This window comes from Pararhizobium sp., from assembly GCF_035497515.1.
Classification (GTDB): domain Bacteria; phylum Pseudomonadota; class Alphaproteobacteria; order Rhizobiales; family Rhizobiaceae; genus Pararhizobium.
The window spans coordinates 1-24,635 of sequence record NZ_DATJDJ010000103.1 but is presented as its reverse complement, the minus strand read 5'-3'; the positions used below and the strand labels follow the sequence as shown (position 1 = coordinate 24,635).

Annotated in this window: 23 protein-coding genes and 1 pseudogene; 15 read left to right on the top strand and 9 right to left on the bottom strand. The window is 62.4% G+C overall.

From position 1 onward, the window contains the following. Nucleotides 1–89 precede the first annotated feature (89 nt). A pseudogene (locus VL202_RS10365) lies at nt 90–344 on the bottom strand (RidA family protein); the annotation flags it as partial. Nucleotides 345–494: 150 nt separating this feature from the next. Between VL202_RS10365 and VL202_RS10360 the strand changes: the two are divergent. The 3 genes from VL202_RS10360 to VL202_RS10350 are packed head-to-tail and all read left to right on the top strand — an operon-like array spanning nt 495 to nt 3,587. Continuing rightward, a complete protein-coding gene (locus VL202_RS10360) occupies nt 495–986 on the top strand; it encodes a hypothetical protein (protein WP_325464029.1) in 492 nt (163 codons plus the stop codon). Between the two features lie 23 nt (nt 987–1,009). Further along, on the top strand, nt 1,010–2,485 hold the full coding sequence (locus VL202_RS10355) for a M81 family metallopeptidase (protein ID WP_325464028.1): 1,476 nt from the start codon (nt 1,010–1,012) through the stop codon (nt 2,483–2,485). A 1-nt stretch (nt 2,486) separates the two neighbouring features. Further along, complete coding sequence (locus tag VL202_RS10350; RefSeq protein ID WP_325464027.1) at nt 2,487–3,587, top strand: D-TA family PLP-dependent enzyme; 1,101 nt, start codon at nt 2,487–2,489, stop codon at nt 3,585–3,587. Between the two features lie 277 nt (nt 3,588–3,864). Here the strand turns inward: VL202_RS10350 and VL202_RS10345 are convergent, their stop codons facing one another. Then, complete coding sequence (locus VL202_RS10345; RefSeq protein ID WP_325464026.1) at nt 3,865–5,391, bottom strand: ABC-F family ATP-binding cassette domain-containing protein; 1,527 nt, start codon at nt 5,389–5,391, stop codon at nt 3,865–3,867. A gap of 340 nt (nt 5,392–5,731) precedes the next feature. Further along, nucleotides 5,732–7,354, bottom strand: a complete 1,623-nt coding sequence (locus VL202_RS10340) for an ABC-F family ATP-binding cassette domain-containing protein (RefSeq protein WP_325464025.1) — start codon at nt 7,352–7,354, stop codon at nt 5,732–5,734. A gap of 178 nt (nt 7,355–7,532) precedes the next feature. On the opposite strand from VL202_RS10340, the gene pepT reads away from it, so the two are divergent. Then, nucleotides 7,533–8,765, top strand: coding sequence for a peptidase T (gene pepT, locus VL202_RS10335; protein ID WP_325464024.1), 1,233 nt, complete (start codon nt 7,533–7,535; stop codon nt 8,763–8,765). Between the two features lie 9 nt (nt 8,766–8,774). Here pepT and VL202_RS10330 read toward each other — a convergent pair whose 3' ends face one another. Beyond that, the gene (locus VL202_RS10330) at nt 8,775–9,701 is read right to left on the bottom strand and encodes an SMP-30/gluconolactonase/LRE family protein (protein WP_325464023.1); all 927 of its coding nucleotides are present in this window, start codon (nt 9,699–9,701) and stop codon (nt 8,775–8,777) included. Between the two features lie 126 nt (nt 9,702–9,827). Here VL202_RS10330 and VL202_RS10325 point away from each other — a divergent pair, with 126 nt between their 5' ends. Next, nucleotides 9,828–10,862 (top strand): LacI family DNA-binding transcriptional regulator, encoded by a 1,035-nt coding sequence (locus VL202_RS10325; RefSeq protein ID WP_325464022.1) that lies wholly within the window; start codon nt 9,828–9,830, stop codon nt 10,860–10,862. On the opposite strand, the gene VL202_RS10320 is transcribed toward VL202_RS10325, so the two are convergent. After that, nucleotides 10,863–11,894, bottom strand: coding sequence for an L-idonate 5-dehydrogenase (locus VL202_RS10320; RefSeq protein WP_325464021.1), 1,032 nt, complete (start codon nt 11,892–11,894; stop codon nt 10,863–10,865). It abuts the gene before it with no gap. Between the two features lie 19 nt (nt 11,895–11,913). Next, entirely contained in the window at nt 11,914–12,855 is a 942-nt protein-coding gene (locus VL202_RS10315; RefSeq protein ID WP_325464020.1) for a 2-hydroxyacid dehydrogenase, read from the bottom strand. Nucleotides 12,856–12,981: 126 nt separating this feature from the next. Here VL202_RS10315 and VL202_RS10310 point away from each other — a divergent pair, with 126 nt between their 5' ends. From VL202_RS10310 to VL202_RS10280, 7 genes are all read left to right on the top strand, one after another. Further along, nucleotides 12,982–13,749, top strand: a complete 768-nt coding sequence (locus VL202_RS10310) for an SDR family oxidoreductase (RefSeq protein WP_325464019.1) — start codon at nt 12,982–12,984, stop codon at nt 13,747–13,749. Beyond that, nucleotides 13,724–14,260, top strand: a complete 537-nt coding sequence (locus VL202_RS10305; protein WP_325464018.1) for a gluconokinase — start codon at nt 13,724–13,726, stop codon at nt 14,258–14,260. Before VL202_RS10310 ends, VL202_RS10305 begins: the two co-directional genes overlap by 26 nt. Beyond that, nucleotides 14,257–15,150: an NAD(P)-dependent oxidoreductase gene (locus VL202_RS10300; protein ID WP_325464017.1), complete on the top strand. Its 894-nt coding sequence runs from the start codon at nt 14,257–14,259 to the stop codon at nt 15,148–15,150. Before VL202_RS10305 ends, VL202_RS10300 begins: the two co-directional genes overlap by 4 nt. Before the next feature lie 91 nt (nt 15,151–15,241). Further along, nucleotides 15,242–16,738 carry a sugar ABC transporter ATP-binding protein gene (locus tag VL202_RS10295; protein ID WP_325464016.1) on the top strand — a complete coding sequence of 499 codons (1,497 nt, stop codon included), beginning with the start codon at nt 15,242–15,244 and terminating at the stop codon, nt 16,736–16,738. A 40-nt stretch (nt 16,739–16,778) separates the two neighbouring features. Then, a complete protein-coding gene (locus VL202_RS10290; protein WP_325464015.1) occupies nt 16,779–17,843 on the top strand; it encodes an ABC transporter permease in 1,065 nt (354 codons plus the stop codon). 46 nt (nt 17,844–17,889) lie between these two features. Further along, a complete protein-coding gene (locus tag VL202_RS10285; RefSeq protein WP_325464014.1) occupies nt 17,890–18,990 on the top strand; it encodes a substrate-binding domain-containing protein in 1,101 nt (366 codons plus the stop codon). Between the two features lie 77 nt (nt 18,991–19,067). Then, a complete protein-coding gene (locus tag VL202_RS10280; RefSeq protein WP_325464013.1) occupies nt 19,068–19,400 on the top strand; it encodes a hypothetical protein in 333 nt (110 codons plus the stop codon). A 39-nt stretch (nt 19,401–19,439) separates the two neighbouring features. Here VL202_RS10280 and VL202_RS10275 read toward each other — a convergent pair whose 3' ends face one another. Next, nucleotides 19,440–20,198, bottom strand: coding sequence for an MBL fold metallo-hydrolase (locus tag VL202_RS10275; RefSeq protein ID WP_325464012.1), 759 nt, complete (start codon nt 20,196–20,198; stop codon nt 19,440–19,442). A gap of 428 nt (nt 20,199–20,626) precedes the next feature. Between VL202_RS10275 and VL202_RS10270 the strand changes: the two genes are divergently transcribed. The 3 genes from VL202_RS10270 to VL202_RS10260 all read left to right on the top strand — a co-directional run bounded on the left by VL202_RS10270 (nt 20,627) and on the right by VL202_RS10260 (nt 22,536). Then, nucleotides 20,627–21,466 (top strand): sensor histidine kinase, encoded by an 840-nt coding sequence (locus VL202_RS10270; RefSeq protein ID WP_325464011.1) that lies wholly within the window; start codon nt 20,627–20,629, stop codon nt 21,464–21,466. Nucleotides 21,467–21,476: 10 nt separating this feature from the next. Continuing rightward, nucleotides 21,477–22,088: a response regulator transcription factor gene (locus tag VL202_RS10265; RefSeq protein ID WP_325464010.1), complete on the top strand. Its 612-nt coding sequence runs from the start codon at nt 21,477–21,479 to the stop codon at nt 22,086–22,088. Nucleotides 22,089–22,149: 61 nt separating this feature from the next. Further along, on the top strand, nt 22,150–22,536 hold the full coding sequence (locus VL202_RS10260) for a response regulator transcription factor (RefSeq protein WP_325464009.1): 387 nt from the start codon (nt 22,150–22,152) through the stop codon (nt 22,534–22,536). An 84-nt stretch (nt 22,537–22,620) separates the two neighbouring features. Here VL202_RS10260 and ccoS read toward each other — a convergent pair whose 3' ends face one another. Continuing rightward, nucleotides 22,621–22,767, bottom strand: coding sequence for a cbb3-type cytochrome oxidase assembly protein CcoS (gene ccoS, locus VL202_RS10255; RefSeq protein WP_325464143.1), 147 nt, complete (start codon nt 22,765–22,767; stop codon nt 22,621–22,623). A gap of 2 nt (nt 22,768–22,769) precedes the next feature. Further along, on the bottom strand, nt 22,770–24,635 hold a 1,866-nt coding region (locus VL202_RS10250; RefSeq protein WP_325464008.1), incomplete at its 5' end, for a copper-translocating P-type ATPase.

The following is a 24,635-nucleotide window of genomic DNA, read 5'->3' as shown; positions in this document are numbered from 1 at the left end:
CGGAGGCCGCCCGAAACCGCTGCAATGCTGCGATCCGGGACACGATTCTCAACCGGTGTCCATCCCTGCTCCCAATGCCACCGCTCCGCTCAGGCCATCTTTGCCCTGCAGGCGATGCAGTCGATCCCGACCTTGCAATCGACCATCATCGACGCCTGCACGCAGGCGCGCGCCGGCGGTTGACTGCCGAAATAGTCCTGATAGATCGTGTTGAAAGTCCAGAAATCCCTCGGATCGTCCACCCGGACTCCGACGCGGACGATATGTTCGGCGCCGTAATCGGCCTCCGTCAGGACATCAAGCAAATTGGCGATGGTCTTGTGCGTCCGCGGGATGATGCCGCCCGCGCCACCTGTTCGGCTCCGTAACGTTTGAACGACATTGCCCCACCATGCAAATTATTTTCTTAATCCGTTGACAGGAAACCATAGAAAGCGGAATTTGACTGGAGAAAAACACCATTTATGAAAATAATTTCAGCATCAGGAGCAAGCGTGCGCGATCCGTTTCGCAATCCGTTTTCCAATTCCGACACCGCACGCCACGCAATCTGGCAAATGCTGGTCGAGCGCGACATCGACGCTTTCCTGACTGCAGACTGGTCGAAAGTTGCCGGCGATTTCGTCGAGGACGGCTTTATCGGCATCGATGGAAAGCGCTCGATCAGCCCCGACAAATGGCGCCTTGCTTTCCCTTCCTTGACCGCCTATCGCGACGAATGGCTGCGCCAGGCTGAAGATTTTGCCGCGCAGTCCTTCGCCGAGGATACCCGCAACGCCATCTTCACCACCACGACGCTCGAGGATATCGAGATCGAGGGCGACATGGCGCTGGCCCGCAAGAAGTTCGACGGCACGTTGAAAAAGTCGGATGGCAGCATCGACGTCCTGAAATGGCAGACGCTTTATTATTGCAGGCTGCATCAGGAGCGGTGGAAAATCTCCGGCTTTACCGGTTATCTGCCCAATCCGATGGACGACGCCTGAGCGGCAAGCAAGAGGCAAAGGCATTGCGCATATTCACCGCCGTCCTGGCGACCGAGACAAACACCTTCTCACCGATCTGCGTCGATCGCCGCGCCTTCGAGGCCTCGCTTTATGCAGCACCCGGAGAGCATCCGGAAACGCCGACCCTTTGCTCCGCGCCGATCACGGTCGGCCGCCGGCTGGCCGCCGAAAAGGGCTTTGACCTGATCGAGGGCACCGCCGCCTGGGCGGACCCGGCCGGCCTCGTCAATCGCCTGACCTATGAAAACCTGCGCGATGAAATCCTCGGCCAGTTGCGCGCCGCCCTGCCGGTCGATGCCGTCGTGCTCGGCCTGCACGGCGCCATGGTCGCCGATGGCTACGAAGACGCGGAAGGTGACTTCCTCGCCCGCGTGCGCGCCATCGTCGGGCCGGATATCCTCGTCTGCGCGGAACTCGACCCGCACAGCCACCTGACGGCAAAGCGTCTCGCCGCCGCGAATTTCTTCGTCTATTTCAAGGAATTTCCGCACACGGATTTCGTCGATCGCGCAGAAGACCTGTGGCGCATCGCGCTCGACACGCTGGCCGGACGCGTCAAGCCGGTCATGTCGGTGTTCGATTGCCGGATGATCGATGTCTACCCGACATCGCGCGACCCGATGCGCGCCTTCGTTGACAGGATCGTGAAGATGGAAGCGCATGATCCGGATATCCTATCGATCTCCATCGTCCACGGTTTCATGGCCGGCGACGTGCCGGAAATGGGTACCAAGATGGTCGTGATTACCGATGGCAAGCCTGAAAAGGGCGTGGCACTTGCCCGCGAACTCGGTCTCGACCTGTTTTCCAGGCGCGGCACCTTCATCATGCCGCAGATCGACGAGCGGGAAGCCGTTTCCCGCGCGATGGCCGCAACGAGCGGCCCGGTCGTCATAGCCGACGTCTGGGACAATCCAGGCGGCGGCACGGCCGGGGACGCGACGGTGCTTCTCGCCGAGCTTCTAGCCCAGGGCGCGACGGACACGGCGGCCGGCACGATCTGGGATCCGATGGCCGTGCAAATCTGCATGGCGGCCGGTGAAGGTGCCGAGATCCAGTTGCGTTTCGGCGCGAAATCAGGGCCCGGCACCGGCAATCCGATCGATGGTATCGTCAAGGTGATCCGGCTGGTGCGCAATGCCGAAATGCGGTTCGGCGAGAGCTTTGCCCCTTTCGGCGATTCCGCCCATATTCGTCTCGACGAGATCGACATCATCCTGAACTCGACCCGGGCGCAGAGCTTCGATCCCAGCCTGTTCTCGGCCATGGGCATCGATCCGACGGTCAAGAAGATACTGGTCATCAAGTCGACCAACCATTTCTACGCGTCCTTCGCCAGGATCGCGGCAGAAATCCTTTACTGTTCAGCCGGCACGCCTTATCCGAACAATCCGGCCCGCACGGCCTATCGCCGCGCACCGCGCAATATCTGGCCGATGGTGGACAATCCCCACGGAATGGAACAGGGAGCAGCCTGAGATGACGCAGAGCGATCCGGCGATGATGCCGACACCGGGTGATGCCCTTTCCTCGGTTTCCACCCCGCGCCCCGTCATCGACGAGGACCGCATGGCGCGCAACATCGGCCGCGTTCAGACCTATATGGACACCCACGGACTTTCCTTCCGTCCGCACATCAAGACCCACAAGATTCCGGCGCTGGCGCAGGCTCAGGTCGCCGCCGGCGCAAAAGGCATCAACTGCCAGAAGATCACCGAGGCCGAGGTTTTCGCGGATGCGGGGTTCGAGGATATCCTCATCACCTTCAATATTCTGGGCAGCGACAAGCACGCCCGGCTCTCCGCTTTGAATGACCGGGTGTCTAGCCTCAAGGTCGTCGCCGACAGCATGGTGACCGTCGATGGACTGTCAGCCTGGTTCGCAAGCCGCAAGCCGCTGACGGTCATGGTTGAATGCGATACCGGCGGTGGCCGATGCGGTGTCCAGTCATCACAGGACGCCGTTGCGCTCGCCCGGCGGATCAACACCGCTCCCGGCCTCGTTTTTGGCGGCCTGATGACCTTTCCGAAGACCGGAGCCGCCGAGGCTGTCGAGGCCTTCTTCGCCGCCGCCGTCTCGCGGCTTTCCGCCGAAGGCATTGCCTGCCCCGTGGTCAGCAATGGCGGCACGCCCAGCCTGTTCGACGCCCATCTCGTTCCGTCGGCAACGGAACACCGCGCCGGCACCTATATCTACAACGATCGCTCGCTGATCCGCGCCGGACACTGCACCGAAGACGATTGCGCCATGCATGTTCTGGTCACCGTCGTCTCACGTCCGAACGAGGATCGCGCCGTCATCGATGCCGGATCCAAGACGCTGACTTCGGATCTCCTGGGTTTTGCCGATCATGGCCTCGTTGTCGGTTATCCCGACGCCGTCATCACCGGTCTTTCCGAAGAGCATGGCGTCATCGACCTCAGCCGCTGCAGGGGTCCGCGACCGGCAATCGGCGACAGGCTGCGGATCATCCCCAACCACACCTGCGTTGTTTCCAACCTGTTCGACGACATGGTGTTTCACCGCGACGGCATCGTCACCCGCGTCGAAAAAGTCGCCGCACGCGGCCTCGTCTGGTAGGCAGGGGCCATATCGTCTTTCTCGTATCGTACGATTACCAGTGGATGGGTTCACTATATCGAAATCCAAGCCGATCAACTGGAACCCTATCAGGTCGCTCCGGCCGATAGCAGCGTCATGTCGACATCCGTCAGTTCCACCCGACATTCCCAGCGCCATCCCGGACGCATCGAACAGGTGGAACTGCTGTAAAACGGCAAAACCCCACCTTTAAGGCGGGGTTCTGCAAATTTCGACACCGGGCTTTCATCCGGCCGGTGGGTGCGATTGCGCAATCTCAGCCGTGATTTGCCGCCGCGGCGAAAAAGCTTTCCGGCGTTTCGACGTCGATCAGCCTGTGTTTCTCGATCAGCCAGAAGCGATTGCCGACCGATCGAACGAAACTGCGATCGTGCGAGACCAGGAGACAACTGGCCTGATGTGCCATCAGTTCACCCTCCAGCGCCTCCTGTCCGTCGATATCCAGGTGGTTGGTCGGCTCGTCGAGCAGGTAGAAATTGGGATTGATGAGCCGCAGCACCAGCATGCCCAATCGCGCCTTCTGCCCGCCCGACAGCTGGCCGATCGGCCGTCCCTGCATCTCGATCGACATGCCGGCGCCCGCCAGCAGCGAGCGAGCCCGCTGGTCGCCAATGTCGAAGCGACGGGTGACCGCATGCATCGGCGTATCGGCATTGTCGAGATCGGCAAGAGCCTGGTCGCCATAGCCGAGAACCAGCGACGGCGTCGCCTTGATGCCGTCCTGCTGCATGTCTGGTTGCTCGATCGCCTTGCGCAGCATGGAGACAAGCCGGGTCTTTCCGGCTCCGTTGGCGCCGAGCAGGACAATCCGGTCGCCCTGGCAGATGAACTGCTTGCCGGTCTTGAACAGCAGGACGCCATCCGGTGTCTCGACCCGAGCATCCTCCAGCGTCACCAGCACCTTGGCATGGGTGCCGCGATTGGCGAGCCGAATGGCTCCGGCCGACCGTTCGAGATGCGCGGGCTTGGCCGCATCCTCCAGCTTGTCCGCCCGCTGCTTCAGTTGCTTGGTCTTCACCACCAATAAATCGCTGCCGGAATTGATGCCGATATTGTTGAGCTTGGCCGCCTGCCGGCGAAGCTGCTCGGCAACCTTCATGTCGCGCTGGTAACGGTTCTCGTCCGAGGCATCGGTCTCGTCGAGCGCTTGGCGTGCACGGCTATATGGCAACGAAAAGACCTGCGACTGCTCCGGGCGCAGGAACAGCGTCCGGTTGGTCACGGCATCGAGAAAAGCGCGGTCGTGGCTGGACAGGATGACCGGAACGTCCCGAGGCAGGGCGCTCAGCCAGGCCTCCAGCATGGCGATCTTGCCGAGATCGAGATGGTTGGTCGGCTCGTCGAGCATCAACACAGCCGGCTCCATCACCCAGACGCGGGCGAGAAGCGCGATCCGCTGCCAGCCACCGCTCAACTGGTGCATGGGTCGCTCCCTCAGCGCATCGGGAACCTCAAGCGATTCCAGCACCACATCGGCGCGCCAGCTTTCGTGTTCCCGCTGGTCGGCCGGCAGCGCATCCAGAACGGCGTCGCGGAAGGTCATAGCAAGCAAGGCGGGTGCTACATCCTGCTCGACATAACCGATCGTCAGGCCGCGCGCCCTGGTGATGTCGCCATCACTTGGCTCTAGCGCGCCCGCAAGGCAGCGGAACAGGGTGGATTTACCCCGGCCATTGGCGGCAACGAGGCCGATGCGATCACCGGCACTGACGACGAGATTGAGGCCGGAGAAGAGCGGTGCGCTCAGCGTGATGCCGAGATTGCGGATATTGATGAGGGTCATGATCGTTCTCTGATCTTGCCGCGCACGTCCACCGGGGGCACTCAGCCATCACCGATGAGATGCGTAAGACGCGGCGAATTTGAAAAGGCAGCCGCCCAAGCCATCAGGCTCGGCGCTGCGGTGCCACGAAGGGCAGACCAGAAAGCGGTTTTGAAGAAACTGTCTCGGGTCAGCCCTGCAAACGCATTTGCAGGGCATTGACGGGGCCGCGCTGGCGATGGTGCCGGAAAAATGTCTTCATAACGCAGCCCTCCTTTCTCGATCAGATGGATTAAGCGAATAGCATCCCTCGGCCGGAATTACAACCGGCCGCCGAGAACCACGCCCAGGACGTGTCCGTTCAGCCCCGAAGACCCGGCGCCTCGTGGCCGGTGCGCGCCACATATTCCGTGTAGCCGCCGCCATATTCGTGGATACCGTCGGACGTCAGTTCGAGAACCCGATTGGACAAGGCGCCGAGGAAATGCCGGTCGTGGGACACGAACAGCATCGTGCCTTCATATTCCGACAGGGCCTTGATCAGCATTTCCTTGGTGTCGATATCCAGATGGTTGGTCGGCTCATCGAGCACCAGCAGGTTCGGCGGGTCGAACAGCATCTTCGCCATCACCAGCCGGGCCTTCTCGCCACCTGACAGCACCCGGCACCTCTTCTCCACATCATCGCCGGAAAAACCGAAGCAGCCAGCGAGCGCCCTGAGCGGGGCCTGCCCGGCCCGTGGGAAGGACTCTTCCAGCCATTCGAGAATGGTCAGGTCACCGTCGAGGATGTCCATAGCATGCTGGGCGAAGTAACCCATCTTGACGCTGGCGCCGAGCGCAACGCTGCCCTGATCGGGATCGGTCGAGCCGGTGACGAGCTTGAGAAGCGTCGATTTTCCGGCACCGTTGATGCCCATGATGCACCAGCGCTCCTTGCGCCGCACCATGAAGTCCAGGCCTTCGTAGATGGTTCGACTGCCATAGCTCTTGTGGACATTCTTCAGGTTGATCACATCCTCGCCGGAGCGCGGGGCCGGCAGGAAATCGAAGGCAACGACCTGGCGGCGCTTGGGCGGTTCCACCCGCTCGATCTTGTCGAGCTTCTTCACCCGGCTCTGCACCTGGGCGGCATGCGAGGCGCGCGCCTTGAAGCGCTCGATGAACTTGATTTCCTTGGCCAGCATCGCCTGCTGACGCTCGAATTGGGCAAGCTGGTGCTTCTCGTTCAGCGCCCGCTGCTGTTCATAGAATGTGTAATCGCCGGAATAGCTGTTGAGGCCGCCGGCATCGATCTCGATGATCTTGTTGACGAGGCGATTCATGAACTCGCGGTCGTGCGAGGTCATCAGCAGCGCACCCTCGTAGTTCTTGAGGAATTCCTCAAGCCAGATCAGGCTTTCCAGATCCAGATGGTTGCTCGGTTCGTCGAGCAGCATGACGTCGGGACGCATCAGCAGAATGCGGGCAAGCGCCACGCGCATCTTCCAGCCGCCCGACAGCGCGCCGACGTCGCCATCCATCATCTCCTCGCTGAAACTCAGGCCCGCCAGCACTTCGCGGGCCCTGCCCTCGAGCGCGTAGCCGTCCAGCTCCTCGTAGCGCGCCTGAACCTCGCCGTAGCGCTCGATGATCGCATCCATCTCGTTCATCCGGTCGGGATCGACCATGGCGGTCTCGAGTTCGTGCAGTTCGGCGGCAACGATGCTGACCGGGCCGGCACCGTCCATCACTTCGGCAACGGCACTGCGCCCCGCCATCTCGCCCACATCCTGGTTGAAATAGCCGACAGTCACGCCCTTTTCGACAGCAATCTGGCCTTCGTCCGGCTGCTCTTCGCCGGTGACCATCCGGAAGATCGTCGTCTTGCCGGCGCCGTTCGGGCCGACGAGGCCGATCTTCTCGCCTTTGTTGAGCGCGGCCGAAGCCTCGATGAACAGGATGCGGTGGCTCAGCTGCTTGCTGATATTTTCGATGCGGATCATGTGCGTGCGGTATCCAGGAGAGTTGCGGCGCCCTTATGCCACGTGTCCGCTTGAATGTCGCAGTTTTTTCGCAGCGCAATATAGGACTTTTCGAAGCGGTTTTTCCCGCAGGCATCTTCACGGGCCTGACGACGGAGACTACAGAGGGTCACCTGCCGTCACCGCAATGGAGCCTGCCATGACCGATACCGTTCTCGATCGCTTCCTTCGCTATGTCGTCATCGACACGCAATCCGATCCGACATCGACGGCGCAGCCCTCCACCGAAAAGCAGAAGACCCTTGGACGGTTGCTGGTCGAGGAACTGCTGGCCATGGGTCTGGCCGACGCCCATCTTGACGAACACGGCTATGTCTATGCGACGCTTGCCGCAAATACCGACAAGGACGTTCCGGTCATCTGCTTCTGCTCGCACATGGATACCGCACCCGATTTCACCGGCACCGATGTCAAGCCGAATATCCTGCGCAACTATGCCGGCGGCGACATCCAGCTTTCGGGCGACCCGCGGCAGGTGATCCGCGTCAGCGAACATCCGGCGCTGCGCGACCAGATCGGCAACGACATCGTCACCACCGACGGCACGACGCTGCTCGGCGCCGACGACAAGGCCGGTCTTGCCGAGATCATCAGCGCCGCCCAATTCCTGGTCGACAACCCCGACATCAAACATGGCACGATCAAGCTGCTTTTCACCGTGGACGAGGAAATCGGCCGCGGCGTCGACAAGGTCGACCTGAAGAAGCTCGGCGCACGATTTGCCTATACGATGGATGGCGAGACCGCCGGCCATATCGAGGACGAGACATTTTCGGCCGATGGCGTCGAAATCACCATTCAGGGCGTGGCCATCCATCCGGGCTTCGCCAAGGGCAGGATGGAAAATGCCATCAAGATCGCCGGCGCCATCATCGATCGCCTGCCCAAGCATCTCTCGCCCGAGGCGACGGCCGGCAAGGACGGCTTCATCCACCCGACCGGCGTCACCGGTTCGATGGAAAAGGCAACGATTGGCCTGATCGTCCGCGACTTCGACGATGCCGGGCTTTCGGAGAAGGAAGCGCTGATCGAGGCGATCGTCGCCGATGTCATGCCGGATTATCCGGGCTCCTCCTGCCAAGTCACGGTCAAGCACCAGTACCGCAACATGAAGGTCGTTCTCGACCGGCATCCGGACATCATGGAAAACGCCCTGGAAGCCGTGCGCCGCGCCGGCATGATGCCGGTGCGCGGCAGCATCCGGGGCGGCACCGACGGTTCCCGCCTCTCCTTCATGGGCCTGCCCTGCCCCAACATCTTCGCCGGCGGCCATGCCTTCCATTCGCCGCTCGAATGGATCAGCCGGCAGGATATGGAAAAGGCGGTCAGGACGATCGTCGAGCTTGCGAAAATCTGGGAAGAGCGGGCCTGACGGCTCTGCTCACCCGAGCTTAGATCCGTTGGCGGTGACATAGACGGCATACAGCGACGTGGTTCCGGTGATGAACAACCGGTTGCGCCGCGCGCCGCCAAACGTCACGTTCGAGACGATTTCGGGAATGTGGATCTTGCCGATCAGCGTTCCGTCCGGATCGTAGCAGTGCACGCCATCCGCAGCACTTGACCAGATCCGCCCCGTCCGGTCGATCCGGAAGCCATCGAACATGCCGTTGGTGCAGGTCGCAAAGACCTCGCCGCCGGACAGTGTTCCCGTGTCTGAAACCGCAAACCGCCGGATATGGCGCGGGCCGTTCTCCAGATGACTGGCGCCAGTATCGGCGATATAGAGGTGCCGCTCGTCCGGCGAAAAAGCCAGACCATTCGGCTTCTCGAAATCATCGGCTACCTTGGTGATGGCCCCGGACGTCGGATCGACGCGATAGACGTTGCAGGCGCCGATTTCCTCGTCGCCATACTCGCCTTCATAGTCGTGCATGATCCCGTAGGAGGGATCGGTAAACCAGATGGAATCGTCGGATTTCACCACGACGTCGTTGGGGGAATTGAAGCGCTTGCCCTCGAAGCGGTCGGCGATGACCGTCACCGTGCCGTCGAATTCGGTTCGTGTCACCCGCCGCGCCAGATGTTCGCAAGTCACCATGCGCCCCTGGTTGTCGACCGTATTGCCATTGGAATTGTTGGACGGCTGGCGAAAGACGGAAACCGCTCCACTGGTCTCATCGAACCGCATCATCCGGTTGTTCGGAATATCCGAGCAGACGAGATAGCGGCCAGCCGCGAACCATGCCGGCCCCTCAAGCCAGCGCCCGCCCGTCCATAATCTTTCTACATGGGCATGGCCGACGAAACAGGCGGCAAAGCGCTGATCCAGAACCTCGAACCCGGTTCCCTCGATTTTCCCGAACATGCTCACTCCCCTTGATGATTCCCGGCCTGCATCATGATCGACGGGCGGTTGTTTCTTCATGATGATAGCGATAACATATCCGGCAATAAACAGGTTTTTGCGACGAGCCTGGGACGGGAACACAGAATGACGAAAACCCCGGATAACAAGGCAAGTGATGCGCCGACGATGAACGACGTCGCCCGCCGCGCCGGTGTTTCGGCCATGACCGTATCACGCGCGCTGAAGGAGGGCAGCCATGTTTCCAAGGCGACCCGCGAGCGAATCACGCAGGCCATCAACGAACTCGGCTATGTGCTCGACCAATCGGCCGGCAGCCTCTCCTCACGGCGCACCGGCTTTGTCGCCGCAATCATTCCGTCGATCAACAACTCGAACTTCTCCGACACCGCGCGCGGCATCACCGATGCGCTGGAAGGGACCGGACTGCAGCTGCTTTTGGGCTACACCGACTACTCGGTCGAGCGCGAAGAGGAACTGATCGGATCGATGCTGCGCCGGCGCCCCGAGGGCATCATCCTGACTGGCGGCTCGCATACGGATCGCGGCCGACGGCTCCTGCAACAGGCGGGCATCCCGGTGGTCGAAACCTGGGACACGCCGCCGGATCCGATCGACAAGGTCGTCGGCTTTTCCAACGGTGCGGCGATGGAGCTTTTGGTCGAGACGCTGGCGGCGAAGGGTTACCGGCGCTTCGGCTATATCGGCGGCACCACGGGGCGCGATACGCGCGGCAGCCAGCGGCGGGCGGGATTTGTCCGGGCGCTGGATCGGCTCGGCCTGCCGTCCGATCGGGTCATTTCCTTCGGCGTACCGCCCATCTCGATGGAACAGGGCGCGCAGGCGGTGGTCAGCATGCTCGACCACTGGCCGGATACGCAGGTGGCACTCTGCGTGTCCGACCTTTCGGCCTTCGGCGCGCTAATGGAATGTCGCCGTCGTGGCATGCGCGTTCCCGAGGATATCGCCATTGCCGGATTCGGTGACTACGAGATCGCCGCCTGCTGCCACCCGCGCATGACGACCGTCAATGTCGATTGCTACGGGATCGGCCGGCAAGCGGCGCTGAAGCTGACCCAGTCGATCCAGGGGACACCGGCGGAAGAGCCGGAGCGGATCACGCTCACCGGCTTCCGCGTCGTCGAGCGCGAAAGCACCTGATCAGAACGACAATTGCACCTTCATCGACCGGCTGCGATCACCGGCCGTTTCGAATGCCGCCACGGCATCATTCAGGTCAAAAATGCCGGTCAGCAACGGTTTCACATCCACCCGGCGGCGGTTGATGAGATCGACCGCCAGCGCGAATTCCTCGTGAAACCGGAAACTGCCGCGCATGTCGATTTCCTTGGCCACGATCACATTTTGCGGCAGCGAGACATCGCCACCCAGCCCGAGTTGCATGAGAATGCCGCGCGGCTTCAGGACCTCCAGCCCGGCACGGACGGCCCGCTCGTTGCCCGAGGCCTCGAACATCACGTCGAAATATCCCTTGTTGGCGGAATAGGCGGAAAGCTGGTCAGCATGCTCCACGACATTGATGGTGCGGTCGGCGCCGACCTCCAACGCTTTAAAAAGGACCGCATCCATGACGTCGGTCGCGACGATTTCCTGGGCGCCATGGGCTCTGGCCGCCAGGATGCACAGCGCGCCGATCGGGCCGCATCCCGTCACCAGCACGCGCTTGCCAAGCAGCGAGCCGGCGCGGTTGACGGCATGCAGCGTCACCGAAAAGGGCTCGGCAAAGGCCGCCTCGTTGATCGAGACGCCATCCGCCACCTTGTGGCACTGCCAGCTTTCGGCGACGAGCCGCTGCCGGAACGCTCCCTGGATATGCGGCATCGGCATGGCGCTGCCGTAGAAGCGCATGTTCAGGCAATGGTTCTGCATTCCTTTGAGGCAATAGTCGCAGGCATTGCACGGCCGGCTCGGGGAAACAGCAACGCGGTCGCCGACCGCAAGGCCGGATACCCCGCTGCCGAGCGCCTTGATCGTGCCGGCGATCTCATGTCCGAGGATCATCGGCTCGCGCAGCCGGATCGTGCCGAAACCACCGTGATTGTAGTAGTGCAGGTCGGAGCCGCAGATGCCGCCGGCCTCGATGGCAATCTCGACCTGCCCCGGCCCGACGCTGCCCGGATCGGTCTCCTCGATGCGCAGGTCCTTGGTTGCATGGATGACGACGGATTTCATGACGTTCTCCTCACCGCGATCAAACAACCGGCGTCAGAAGCGGCCGGCCGGAAAAATGCGCTGCCAGATTGTCGCGCACCAGTTGGCCCATGGCTTGCCGGGTTTCCAGCGTGCCGCTGCCATGGTGCGGCTGCAGGACTGTATTTTGCAAGGCCGCGAATCGCGGATCGATCGCGGGCTCGTTCAGGAAGACATCCAGCCCGGCTCCCCGGAGCCTGCCCTGCTCCAATGCATCCAGCAAGGCCCCCTCGTCCACGGTCGTGCCGCGCGAGATGTTGACGAGGATGCCATCCGGTCCCAGCGCCCCGATCACATCGGCCGAGACGATGCCACGCGTTCCCTCGCCGCCGGCCAGCGTGATCACCAGGAAGTCCGACTGCCGGGCAAGCGTAACGAGATCGTCGACGAATGCATAGTCGAGTTCCGGTTTCGGCATCCGAGCAAAATAGGAAATGACGCAGTCGAAAGCCGCCGCGCGCCGGGCAAAGGCAGCACCGATTCGGCCCATGCCGACGACGCCGACACGCTTGCCGCAAACACGCGTGGTGAGCGCCATATTGCCCTGCCTCCAGCGTCCATCGCGCACATGGGCGTCGCCTGCCGGAAGCTGACGAGCCGCTGCCAGCATCAGCGCCATGCCCAGATCGGCCACGTCCTCGGTCAGCACACCCGGTGTATTGGTGACGCGGATATTGTTATCCCGTGCAAACTTCAGATCGATCGCATCGGTGCCGACACCGTAGCAGCTGACCACCTCGAGCTTCGGCAGCGCCCGCATCAGGTCCGCTGAGGCGCCCAACTCTCCCCGCGTGGCAATGGCCCGGATATTTCCCCCATGGCGCGCCAGAAACGTCCCGCGATCCCCCGCTTCCCAGAGGCGGTGAATGAGGTAATGATCGTCGAGGTCATCCATATCCCAGGCTGGGTAAGGCCCGATCATCAACACTTCCGGCTTCGACATGTTTTCCTCCCGAATTTTCTTGCTTGACTTGATATGTTATCGATAACATATGTGTCAAGCGAGGCCGGGCGCTGTAAACAGACAACGAAAAACATTGATACGGCAGGAAAGCTGGGAGGCATTTGCATGGGATTTCCGTTGTTCGACCTCAGCGGGCTGAGAGCGCTGGTCACCGGTTCGAGCCAGGGCATCGGCTACGCGCTGGCCGAAGGGCTGGCCGCGCACGGCGCCGAAATCGTGCTGAACGGGCGCTCGGCGGACAAGGTCGAGGCCGCCGCCGAAGCCCTGCGCAAGGGCGGATACACCGCCCATGCCGCCGTCTTCGACGTGACGGACCGGCAATCGGTCGCGGATGGCGTGGCAAAAATCGAGGCCGAGATCGGGGTGATCGATATCCTCGTCAACAATGCCGGCATGCAGTTTCGTACCCCTCTGGAAGATTTTCCCGCCGAGAAATGGGAGCTGCTGCTCGCCACCAATATTTCCAGCGTCTTCTATGTCGGCCAGGCGGTTGCCAGGCACATGATCGCGCGCGGCCAGGGTAAGATCATCAACATCGCATCGGTGCAGAGCGAACTCGCCCGCCCCGGCATCGCGCCCTACACCGCAACCAAGGGTGCCGTAAAAAACCTGACGCGCGGCATGTGCGCCGATTGGGCAAAACACGGTTTGCAGATCAACGCCATCGCGCCGGGCTATTTCAAGACACCGCTCAACCAGGCCCTGGTCGACAGTGCCGAGTTTTCCGGCTGGCTCGAGAAACGCACGCCGGCGGGCCGGTGGGGCAATGTCGACGAACTCGTCGGCTCGGCCGTTTTTCTTGCCGGCAAGGCATCCTCTTTCGTGAATGGACACACACTCTATGTCGATGGCGGCATCACCACCTGCCTTTAACGGCCCGATCATCGTCATGGGCGTCAGCGGCTGCGGCAAATCGCTGATCGGCGAAAAACTCGCCGCCCATCTCGGCCTGCTCTATGTCGAGGGTGACAGCCTGCATCCGCCGGCCAACATCGCCAAGATGTCGGAAGGCATTCCGCTTGACGACGGCGATCGCTGGCCATGGCTCGAGATCATCGGACAGCGCCTCGCGGAAGCGGATCCCCAAGGCATCGTCATTTCCTGTTCGGCGCTGAAGCGTATCTATCGCGACCGGTTGCGCCGGGCGGCGGGCCGACCGCTTGCCTTCGTCTACCTCAAGGGCTCGCGCGATATCCTCATGCAGCGCATAACGGAACGCCCGGGGCACTTTTTCAAGACACCGCTGCTCGACAGCCAGCTTGCGACCTTGGAAAGTCCCGAAGGCGAAGACCTCGTCGTGACGGTCGATATCGCCCCCGCGCCGGATGCCATCACCGCAGCCGCCCTCGAACGCCTGGCCGCACTCAACGGAGCCGAAGCATGACCGACGACATCACGTCCTGCAAGGTCGCCGTCATCGGTGCCGGGATCATGGGATCGGCCATCGCGACGCGCCTGATCGAAACCGGCCAGGCCGTCACCGTCTTTGATCTCGACCCGGCGAAGGTCAAGGCATTGACAGACAAGGGTGCGCTTGCAGCCGCCTCCGTTGCCGACGCTACACGGTCCAGCGACTTCGTCATCCTCAGCCTCAACCATGCCAATATCGTGCGCGCCGTTGTCTTCGGCCCCGAAGGCGTCAGCACCGCCGGGGACACGACGAAAATGCTGATCGACATGTCGTCGATCGATCCCGCAGACACCGCCGACATGGCAGCGCGGCTGGCGGCCGAGACCGGAATGAAATGGGTCGATTGCCCGCTGTCGGGCGGCGTGCCGGGGGCGCTTGCCGGACGGTTGACGATCATGGCCGGCGGCGAGGAGGCCGATATCGAGCGCGCCTACACGGTCATGCGCCATCTCGCTCGCAACTATACCCGCATGGGACCGAGCGGCGCCGGCCAGACCACCAAACTGATCAACCAGTTGTTCTGCGCGGTGATCTTCCAGGCAGTGGCGGAAGCGACGAAACTGGCCGAGGCCGGTGGCGTCGATCCTGCCTCCATTCCGGCAGCCTTGGCCGGCGGTCGCGCCGATTCCAGCATTTTGCAGGAATTCATGGGCAAGTTCGCCGCCCGCGACTACACGTCCACAGGGCGGATCGACAACATGCTGAAGGATCTGGATTCGCTGCAGGCCTTCGCGCTGAAGACGAAGACCCCGCTGCCGATGACCGGCCAGGTCGTCGAAATCCACCGGCTGCTCTGCGCGGCGGGATTGGGCGGGCGTGATTCCGCCGAGATGATGCGCCTGCTCGACGGCGCGCTTTCCTGACAAATTCGGGACAGAAACCAATATCGGTCCTTGACTAACCAGATATGTTATCGATAACATATCTGCATTCGACGCTTTGGGAGGAGCAGAGATGGACAATCGCACACTCATCGAGTTCCAGGGGATCACCAAGGTCTTTGGCGGCACCCGTGCGCTTGAAAACGTCTCGATCGATCTGCGTCCCGGCGAAATCCTCGCCCTCCTCGGCGAAAACGGCGCGGGAAAGTCGACACTGATCAAGACACTCGCCGGTATCTACAGGCCGGATGGCGGCCAGATCCTCTTTCGCGGCGAGCCCTATAGCCACCGTCCGCCCAAGCCCAACACACGCCAGCCGGTCGCCTTCATCCATCAGGACCTCGGCCTGATCGAATGGATGACGGTCGGCGAGAATGTCGGCCTGGCCCAGGGCTTTTCGCTGCGCTCGCGGCTGATCGACTGGCGCCGGACGGAAGATCGGGCGCGCGAGGCGTTGAAGCTCGTCGGATGCGACTTCGACCCGAGCACCCGCGTCCAGGATCTCACCCGCACCGAAAAGTCGCTCGTCGCCATCGCCCGCGCGCTTGCCGTCGAGGCCGACGTGTTGGTGCTGGACGAACCGACTGCCAGCCTTCCCGCCGATGAGGTGGAACGGCTGTTCGACGCCATCCGCCCGCTGAAGGAACGCGGCGTCGGCATGATCTATGTGTCGCACCGACTCGACGAAATCTTCCGCATTGCCGACCGCGTCGCCGTCCTGCGCGATGGCAGGCTGGTCGGCCAGCGTCCCGTCAGCGAAACACGGCCGGACGATCTGATCGAGATGATCGTCGGCCGCCCTGCAAATCAGCTTTTCGCCAAGGCCGCCTGCACGCCCGGCAAGATCGTGCTCGCGGCAAGGAACCTGACTTGCGCCGGCACCGGCCCGGTTTCGTTCGATATCCGCCAGAACGAGTTGCTGGGTCTTGTCGGCCTGCGCGGCGCCGGGCAGGAACTGATAGGCCGCGCCCTGTTCGGCTGCGGGGCTTTTGGCGGCACGCTCCATCTCAACGGAGAAACCCCGGACCTTTCGAACCCGGTCGCGGCGATGAAATCCGGCATCGGGCTGATCGCCCGCGACCGCACGGAAGAATCCGTCGCCATGTCACTGTCGCTCAGGGAAAACACCTTCATCAATCCCGGCGCCTCCGGTCGCGGCCTGTTCTCTTTTCTCTCGCCCACCAACGAGGCAGAGCAGGCACGAAAGATCGGCGAAACCGTAGGGCTTCGCCCGAACGACCAGAGCCTGCCGATCGAGGCTCTGTCGGGCGGCAACCAGCAGAAGGTCGTCGTCGGCCGATGGCTGGTCACCGGCCGCAAGCTGCTGGTTGCGGAGGATCCGACTGCCGGGGTCGATGTCGGCGCCAAGGCCGAAATCTACAAGCTGATCGCCCGGGCGCTCGAGGCGGGACTCGCCGTGGTGGTCGTTTCCACCGATTTCGAGGAAATCGCCCATATCTGCCATCGCGCGCTGGTGTTTTCACGCGGCCGCATCGTCGCCGAGCTTGAGGGCGAAGCGCTGACCACATCCGCCGTGATTTCCGCCGCCTCGGCCTCGGAAGCCGCCTGATACGGACGACAAGACTGACAAGACCAAGGGAGCCAAGACCATGCAATCGATCGAATCCACCGCCCTTGAGCCGACGCGCAGCGAGTTGGCCGGCCTGACTAGCGGCCAGAAGATCGCCCGTTATATCCCGGTTTACGGTCTCGTCATCCTGACGGTCCTGCTGATCGTGCTGTTTTCATTGCTATTACCGGGCACGTTTCCGACGCTTCTCAACCTGCGCTCGATCATCTCCGACAAGGCGATCATCGCGCTTCTGTCGCTTGCCGCGATGATCCCGATGGCATCCGGCCGCATCGACCTGACGGTCGGTTATGGCATCGTGCTCTGGCATATCCTCGCCATCAGCCTGCAGACGATGTTCGGCGTGCCATGGCCGATCGCGGTTGTGATCGTGCTGGCGCTCGGAGCGCTGACCGGCTTCCTCAACGGGCTGCTGGTCGAGGTGGCGCGCATCGACAGCTTCATTGCAACGCTTGGCACCGGTACCATCCTCTATGCGCTGGCGCTCTGGCACACCGGCGGACGGCAGGTGGTCGGCGTGCTGCCGGACGGTTTCTATGCGCTGAACGGCACCATGGTCTTCGGCCTGCCGATCACCGGCTTCTACGTGATCGCCATCGCCGTTGCGCTGTGGGTGATCCTCGAATATTTGCCGATCGGCCGCTACGTCTATGCGATCGGCGCCAATCCGAAGGCCGCCGCGCTGAACGGCATTCCGGTTCGCCGCTTCGTCATCGGCGCCTTTGTTTCCTCAGGAGTTCTGGCGGCACTCGCCGGTGTCCTGCTCGCTTCGAAGCTGCGGATCGGCCAGGCGAGCGTCGGACTGGAATATCTGCTGCCGGCGCTGGTCGGCGCCTTTCTCGGATCGACCACCATCAAGCCCGGCCGCGTCAATGTCTGGGGCACGATGACCGGCGTCATCATCCTCGCGGTCGGCATTTCCGGCATCCAGCAGATCGGCGGATCCTTCTTCGTCGAACCCCTCTTTAACGGCGTCACCCTGCTCGTGGCCATCGGCATCGCCGGTTATGCCCAACGCAAACGCGGCGCCGCCGGCAAGGCCGCAACCCCCGGTCCGCTGCCCACCGGCACACAGCAAAACTGACGAACCAATCCATTTACATCGGACATTTTCAAAGTGAGGAAGAACCATGAAACGCAGAACGTTGATAAAGGCCTCGGTCGCCATGCTGGCGCTGACGCTGGCCGGCCCGGCGCTTGCCGACGCGATGGCGGACGCCAAGGCCGTCGTCGACAAATACGCCACCAAGGTCACCGGCTGGGATGGACCGAAGACCAGCCCCAAGGCTCAGGAAGGCAAGACCATCGTCGTGCTGGCCGGCGACCTGAAGAACGGCGGCATCCTGGGCGTGACGACCGGCGTGGAGGAAGCAGCCGCCGCCATCGGCTGGGAAGTCAAGGTCCTGGACGGCGCAGGCTCGATCGGCGGTCGCACGGCGGCCTTCGGACAGGCACTGGCCCTCAAGCCCGCCGGCATCATCATCAACGGCTTCGATGCCATTGAGCAGGCTCCGGCCCTCGAACAGGTGAAGGCCGCCGGCATTCCGCTCGTCGCCTGGCATGCCGGCCCGGTTATCGGCCCGGATGAGAAGACCGGCCTGTTCGCCAATGTCAGCACCGACGCAATGGAAGTGTCCAAGGCCGCTGCCGACTACGCCTATGTCGACGCCAAGGGCAAGCCGGGCGTGATCATCTTCACCGACTCGACCTACACGATCGCAATCGCCAAGGCCGACAAGATGAAGGCCGAGATCGAAGCCCTTGGCGGCACGGTACTCGAATATGTCGATACCCCGATCGCCGAGACCTCGCAGCGCATGCCGCAGCTGACCACCTCGCTGCTGCAGAAATACGGCGACCAGTGGACCCACTCGCTGGCCATCAACGATCTCTATTTCGATTTCATGGGCCCGTCGCTGGCGGCCGCCGGGAAGAGCGGCACCGACGCGCCGATCAACGTCGCGGCCGGTGATGGCTCGGAATCGGCCTATCAGCGCATCCGCGCCGGCCAGTTCCAGAAGGTCACGGTTGCCGAGCCGCTGAACCTGCAGGGCTGGCAGCTGGTCGACGAGCTCAACCGCGCCTTTGCCGGTGAGGCCTGGTCCGGCTATCTCTCTCCGCTGCATGTCGTCACCTCGGACAATGTCGAGTTCGACGGCGGACCGAAGAACAGCTTCGATCCGGACAACGGCTACCGTGACGAATACAAGAAACTCTGGGGCAAGATGTAGCAGCAACCGGAACGGGGCATCGCCAATGATGCCCCTTCCCTCACAGACGCAAAATCCCCTCGGATGAAAGCAGCATCATGATCATTCGCTATGCCCTCTTCGAGGGCGAAATCCACGCGGGCCGGGAAACGGAATTCCGGGCCTACGTGAAGGAAAAACTCGTGCCGCTCTGGACGAGATTTCCAGGCGCGCAGGAAGTGCGCGTACTGGACGGAACCGAACGCGACGACGGTGCGCCGGTCTATGCCATGGCGCTGGCCATCCGTTATCCCGACATGGAAACCTGCAACAGGGCACTGCAATCGGACGTGCGCTTCGAGAGCCGTTCCGTCACCGGCGGTCTGCTCGAAATGTTTTCAGGCCGTGTCCACCATCACGTCTTCGACGCGAACGAATATCCGACCGCCTGATCATCGGCTGGCGGCACGTCGTCATGCCGCCGCTCATCTTTATGCCCGGCCTAGCACCAGGACGTCGCCGTCGGCCGGAATCAGAAGTTTTTTCTTCGAAACCCCACGGGCATCCACGGCCTGGCGCAGGTCCTGTCGAGTGACCGTCGCGTGATCGAGCGCCTCCATATGGGTGGCAATGACGATGGCTTCAGGTGCCGATGCCTCGCAGACGTCAATCGTCTCCTTGTCGTCCATGAGGATCAGGTCGCCATCCCAGCGCGCGCCGCAGGAATGGGTGATGATGATGTCCGGTCCCGTCTGGCGGATCGTGTCCGCCACCGGCGGATAGAGCACGGTATCGCCGGCCCAGTAGATCGACGGTTCGTCCTGCGCCTCGATGCTGACACCCATGACGGACCCCATCAGATCGACCACTGGACCAAGTCCGTGGCTGCCCTCCTGGCGCGTGAGGGTAATACCGTTCCAGGTCGCATGATCCTCAAGCGGCGTCACATCGGTGAAGCCCGCGCCCCGGATTTCGCCTTCGTCACCCGGCTGGCAGAAGATCGGCATGTCCTTGCGCAGCCGCTCCTTGGCGACACTGTCGAAATGATCCTCGTGCAGATGCGACACGATGACGAGTTCGACCCCATCCAGAATTTTCTCGATATCGACAGGTAATTCCACCATCGGGTTCGGGGAACGGCCGGTGAAGGACGGAAGACTGTGCTTCGGCGCCAGATAGGGATCGATCAGCAGCGTGCGGCCGGCATAGTCGAGCTTCAGGGTCGCGTTGCGGATCAGCTGGAGTTTCATACACTTATCCTTTGAAACGAGTTCCGGCGCGTCAGGGATGGCCGCCGCCTGTCCGGCTCGGCTTTTTACTTGCGGCGGCAAACTTTCCCCGATTGCTCGCCCTTGGCAAGCCTCTCGCCGAAGAAATTCTGCAGACAACAGCGACCGGTATTTCGTCGCATCTGAAACAGTGGAAAGCAAGCCGCCCGTTACGTCTTGTAACCGTTACGTACTTGCGCGCAGACCGGCCGGTATGGTGCTCTCACCTGTATGGAGGCGATTTTTTTTGAAATTCGTGGATGCTGATTGGGTGAAATGATTGCTAAACTCTCGACAGAAGGCTGGAAAAACAACCTGCAGGCCACATCGCGTGGCTGCTGCTTTTTCTTGCCAGCATCACGCCAAGGCTCGTCCTTGCCCACACGGCCCCCGAAACGGTCAGTCGCGCCGTGACCATCTGGCAGGAATACTGGCTGGAAATCACCCTGACTCTGATCGTCGTGGTGCTCCAGACGGCCACTATTGTTGCGCTTGTGCTGCAGGAGCAGCGTCGGCGACGGCTACAGGCGGAGCTTGCGCTGGAGCGACTGGAGCTTGCCTATCTCTCGCGGACCGCGCAGATGGGCGCTCTTTCCGGCGCGCTGGCCCACGAACTGAACCAGCCGCTGACCTCGATCCTGGCCAATGCGGAAGCCGGACGACGGCTACTCGATATCGAGCCGGTGGATCTGCGCGAACTGCGCGACATCATGGACGACATCATCCTGGACGACCGGCGAGCGGCAACGGTGATCAGCCAATTGCGGCGTCTGATGCTGCGGGGCGAAACCACTCTCGAATGCATGGATCTCAATCAGGCGGTGACGACGACGCTCGGACTGGCACGCAGCGAATTGCTGGCCCGCCAGACCAGCGTCGACGTCATGCTCGACATGCCGGACGTTCCGGTGCGCGCCAACCTGCCGCAATTGCAGCAGGTCATCCTCAACCTGCTGCTCAACGCCGCCGACGCCATGGCGCACCTGCCGCCCGCGATGCGCGAGATTGCCATCAGGACGCGAAAGCGTGACAATGGGATGTGTGAACTGACGGTTGCGGACCGCGGCATGGGCGTATCGCCGGAAAAGCAAGCCGAGGTCTTCAAACCCTTTGTCAGCACCAAGAAGGCGAGCTTGGGCCTCGGACTGGCTATCTGCAGATCGATCGCACAGGCCCATGGCGGGACCTTGGCCTTCGATGAAAACTTTGACGAAGGCGCGCGGGCGATTTTTACGCTGCCGTCGGCATAGGGGGTGCGTGATGAGCAACATAGATCCCATCGTCTATCTGGTCGATGACGACGAACGAATCCTGGTTGCGTTGAGGCGACTGCTGATCTGCTCCGGATACAATGTGCGGACGTACCGCACGGCTGAGGATTTCCTCACGATGCATGATCCCGATGCGCCGGGCTGCGTCGTGCTCGATATTGCCCTTCCTGGCATGGATGGTTTCGGCATCCAGAACGAACTCTGGTCCAGGCATCACGCGCGTCCGCTGATTTTCCTCACCGGCTGCGGCGACATCCCAACCACCGTGCGGGCGATGAAGGCGGGTGCAGTCGATTTCCTGACCAAGCCGGTCGATGCCGCCTCGCTGCTGGCAGCGATCGAGCAGGCTCTCCAGTTGGACGAAAAAAGCCGGCAGAAGGCCCTGCAGCGCCGGTTGGTCGGGCAGCGCCTCGCCTCCCTGACGCCGAGGGAGCGCGAAGTCTTTGGCTGCGTCGTCGCCGGTCAGTTGAACAAGCAGATCGCCGCCGAACTCGGCACCGTCGAGAAGACCATCAAGGTTCATCGCGGCCGGATGATGGAAAAAATGTGCGTGCGCACCGTCGCCGATCTCGTTCGCCTGGCGGCCGTCGCCGCCGGGTAGAAAGTGGCATTGGACCCAAGGCCAATACCGGCGCCTGCCGGCATTGTTATAGAACAGTGGCATGGACGAAACGGAACTGACAGTTGCGATCGTGGACGATGACGAGGCCGTTCGCCGCGCGTTGCGCCGCATGGTGTCGTCCCTCTCCTATCGTGTCGCTGATTTCCCGTCCGGACAGGCCTTCCTCGACGAGTTGCAGAAGGAACAGTTCGCCTGCGTCCTTCTCGACCTGCACATGCCCGAATTGAACGGCATCGAAGTGCTCGCCAGGCTGCGCATGGCGGGCCACAGGCTACCCGCCATCATCATCACCGGCGGCGACGAGCCGAAGATGCGGGACCGTTGCCTTAGCGCCGGCGCGTCGGATTACCTGATCAAGCCGCTGGAGCGCGACGCCACCTCCGCCGCGATCCAGGCGTCGTCCTCCCTGTCAGGCTCGGTATTTTGAAGGAAGACACGCCCTGATCGTCTGCGCCTTTAAAGGCGCGCGCCCGGTTCCGGAAATTCCATCTGATCCAAATTTACACCAGGCTCATTCAGCGTCATCATCCAGCAGGATGCGCGCGGCCGCTCCCTCCAGGTCGTCATATTGCCCGGATCGCAGGCTCCAGAGAAAGGCGCCGAGCCCGGCAACACCGAGGAGGATGGCGATCGGCACCAGGAAGGCGAGATAGTTCAGGCTCATGCCGCCACCTCCATCGGCTCCTGCCCTGAAAGGCGGGTTCGTGATGGAGCGGACGTTTTGCCGAGCGTGCTGTTTCGAAGCCGCAGGGCATTGGCCACGACCATGATCGACGAGAGCGACATGGCGATCGCCGCCAGCAGCGGCGTGACGGCGCCGAGAACGGCAAACGGCACGGCAATGGCATTATAGGCGATGGCAATCGCGAAATTCTGGCGGATCAACCGCCCGGCATTGCGGGCGATCGCAATCGCCCGCGTCACCGCCGAAAGGCTTTCGTGCAGGAAGACGATGTCGGCGACAGTACGGCCGATATCGGCGGCCGAGGCCGGCGCCATCGAGACATGGGCGCTGGCAAGCGCCGGCGCATCGTTGAGGCCATCCCCCACCATCAGCACCTTGCGGCCGGACGCGCGAAGACTGTCGATTCGCTGCGTCTTGTCGGCCGGCAACAGGCCTGCGCCATAGGTATCGATCCGCAGGGTGGCGGCAAGCGCTTCCACCGCGGACGCCCGGTCGCCGGAGATGATTTCCGTCGGGATACCGGTTTTCTGGAGGGCAGAGACTGTGTGCGCGGCATCGGGGCGGACACGATCGGCAAACATGAACCGGCCGAGCAGATCGCCATTGCGCACCAGCAGCGACACCGAATGCGTTTCGTCGCTTTGATCGGTCTCACGGCCGAGCGCCCATTCGGAACGGCCAAGCCGGTAGACCGTCTCTCCCGACCGCGCCTCGATGCCAAGGCCGGGCTGCTCGCTGACGCTATCGAACACCAGCGGACCGGAGAGTTCCTGTCCCGTTTCGGCGGCGATGGCGAGCGAGGCGGGATGACGCGAATGCAGCGCCATCGCCTTGGCAATGGCCATGGCCTCAGGCTTGACGTCCGCCACGTTGATCAGGCGCGGCTTGCCAAGCGTCAGGGTGCCCGTCTTGTCGAACAGGACCACATCCACCTCGGCCAGTCGCTCGAGCGCCGAACCATCCTTGACCATGATGCCATTCTCGAACAGAAGCCGGGCGGCAACGACCTGAACGATCGGCACCGCAAGGCCGAGCGCGCAGGGACACGTGACGATCAGCACGGCAATGGCGATCGTGATCGACCGGTGCCAGTCGCCCGTCGCCAGCATCCAGCCGAGGAAGGAGAGGAAGGCGACGCAATGCACCACCGGCGCATAGAGTGCCGAGGCCCGATCGGCCAGCCGGCGATAGGTCGCCCGGCCACCTTCCGCCGCTTCCATCATGCGCACCATGTCCGCCAGGAAGGAATTTTCGACGTTTGCGGTCGTGCGGATCGTCAGCGGTCCCGTCAGGTTCATCAGGCCTGCCTGCAACAGAGTGCCGGGGCCTGCATATTTCGGCGCCGCTTCGCCAGTGACCAGCGAATAATCCAAGTCAGACGATCCCTGAACGATCGTCCCGTCGATCGGGATGCGGTCGCCGGCCGCGACGAACAGCAATGTTCCCGGCATGATCTGCGACACCGGTACATGACGGCGCGTGCCATCCGCGTCGAGCACCGTTGCTCCCTGTGGAATGAGCCGCGCCAGACCGGCAACGGCGGAACGGGCCTTTTCCCGCATCACATGATCAAGTGTGCGGCCGATCAGCAGGAAGAAGAGCAGCGACGTCGCCGCATCGAAATAGGCATGGTCTCCGCCCTGGGCCGTGTCGTAAAGGCTGAGCCCGAAGGCGAGCAGGACGCCGATGGAAATCGGCACGTCCATATTGGTGCGGCCATGACGAAGCGCGCCCCAGGCCGAGGCAAAGAAGACGCGCCCGGAATAGACGATCGCCGGCAACGCGAGCACGGCGGAAATCCAGTGAAAGGCCTGCCGTATCCCGCCATCGGCACCGGACCA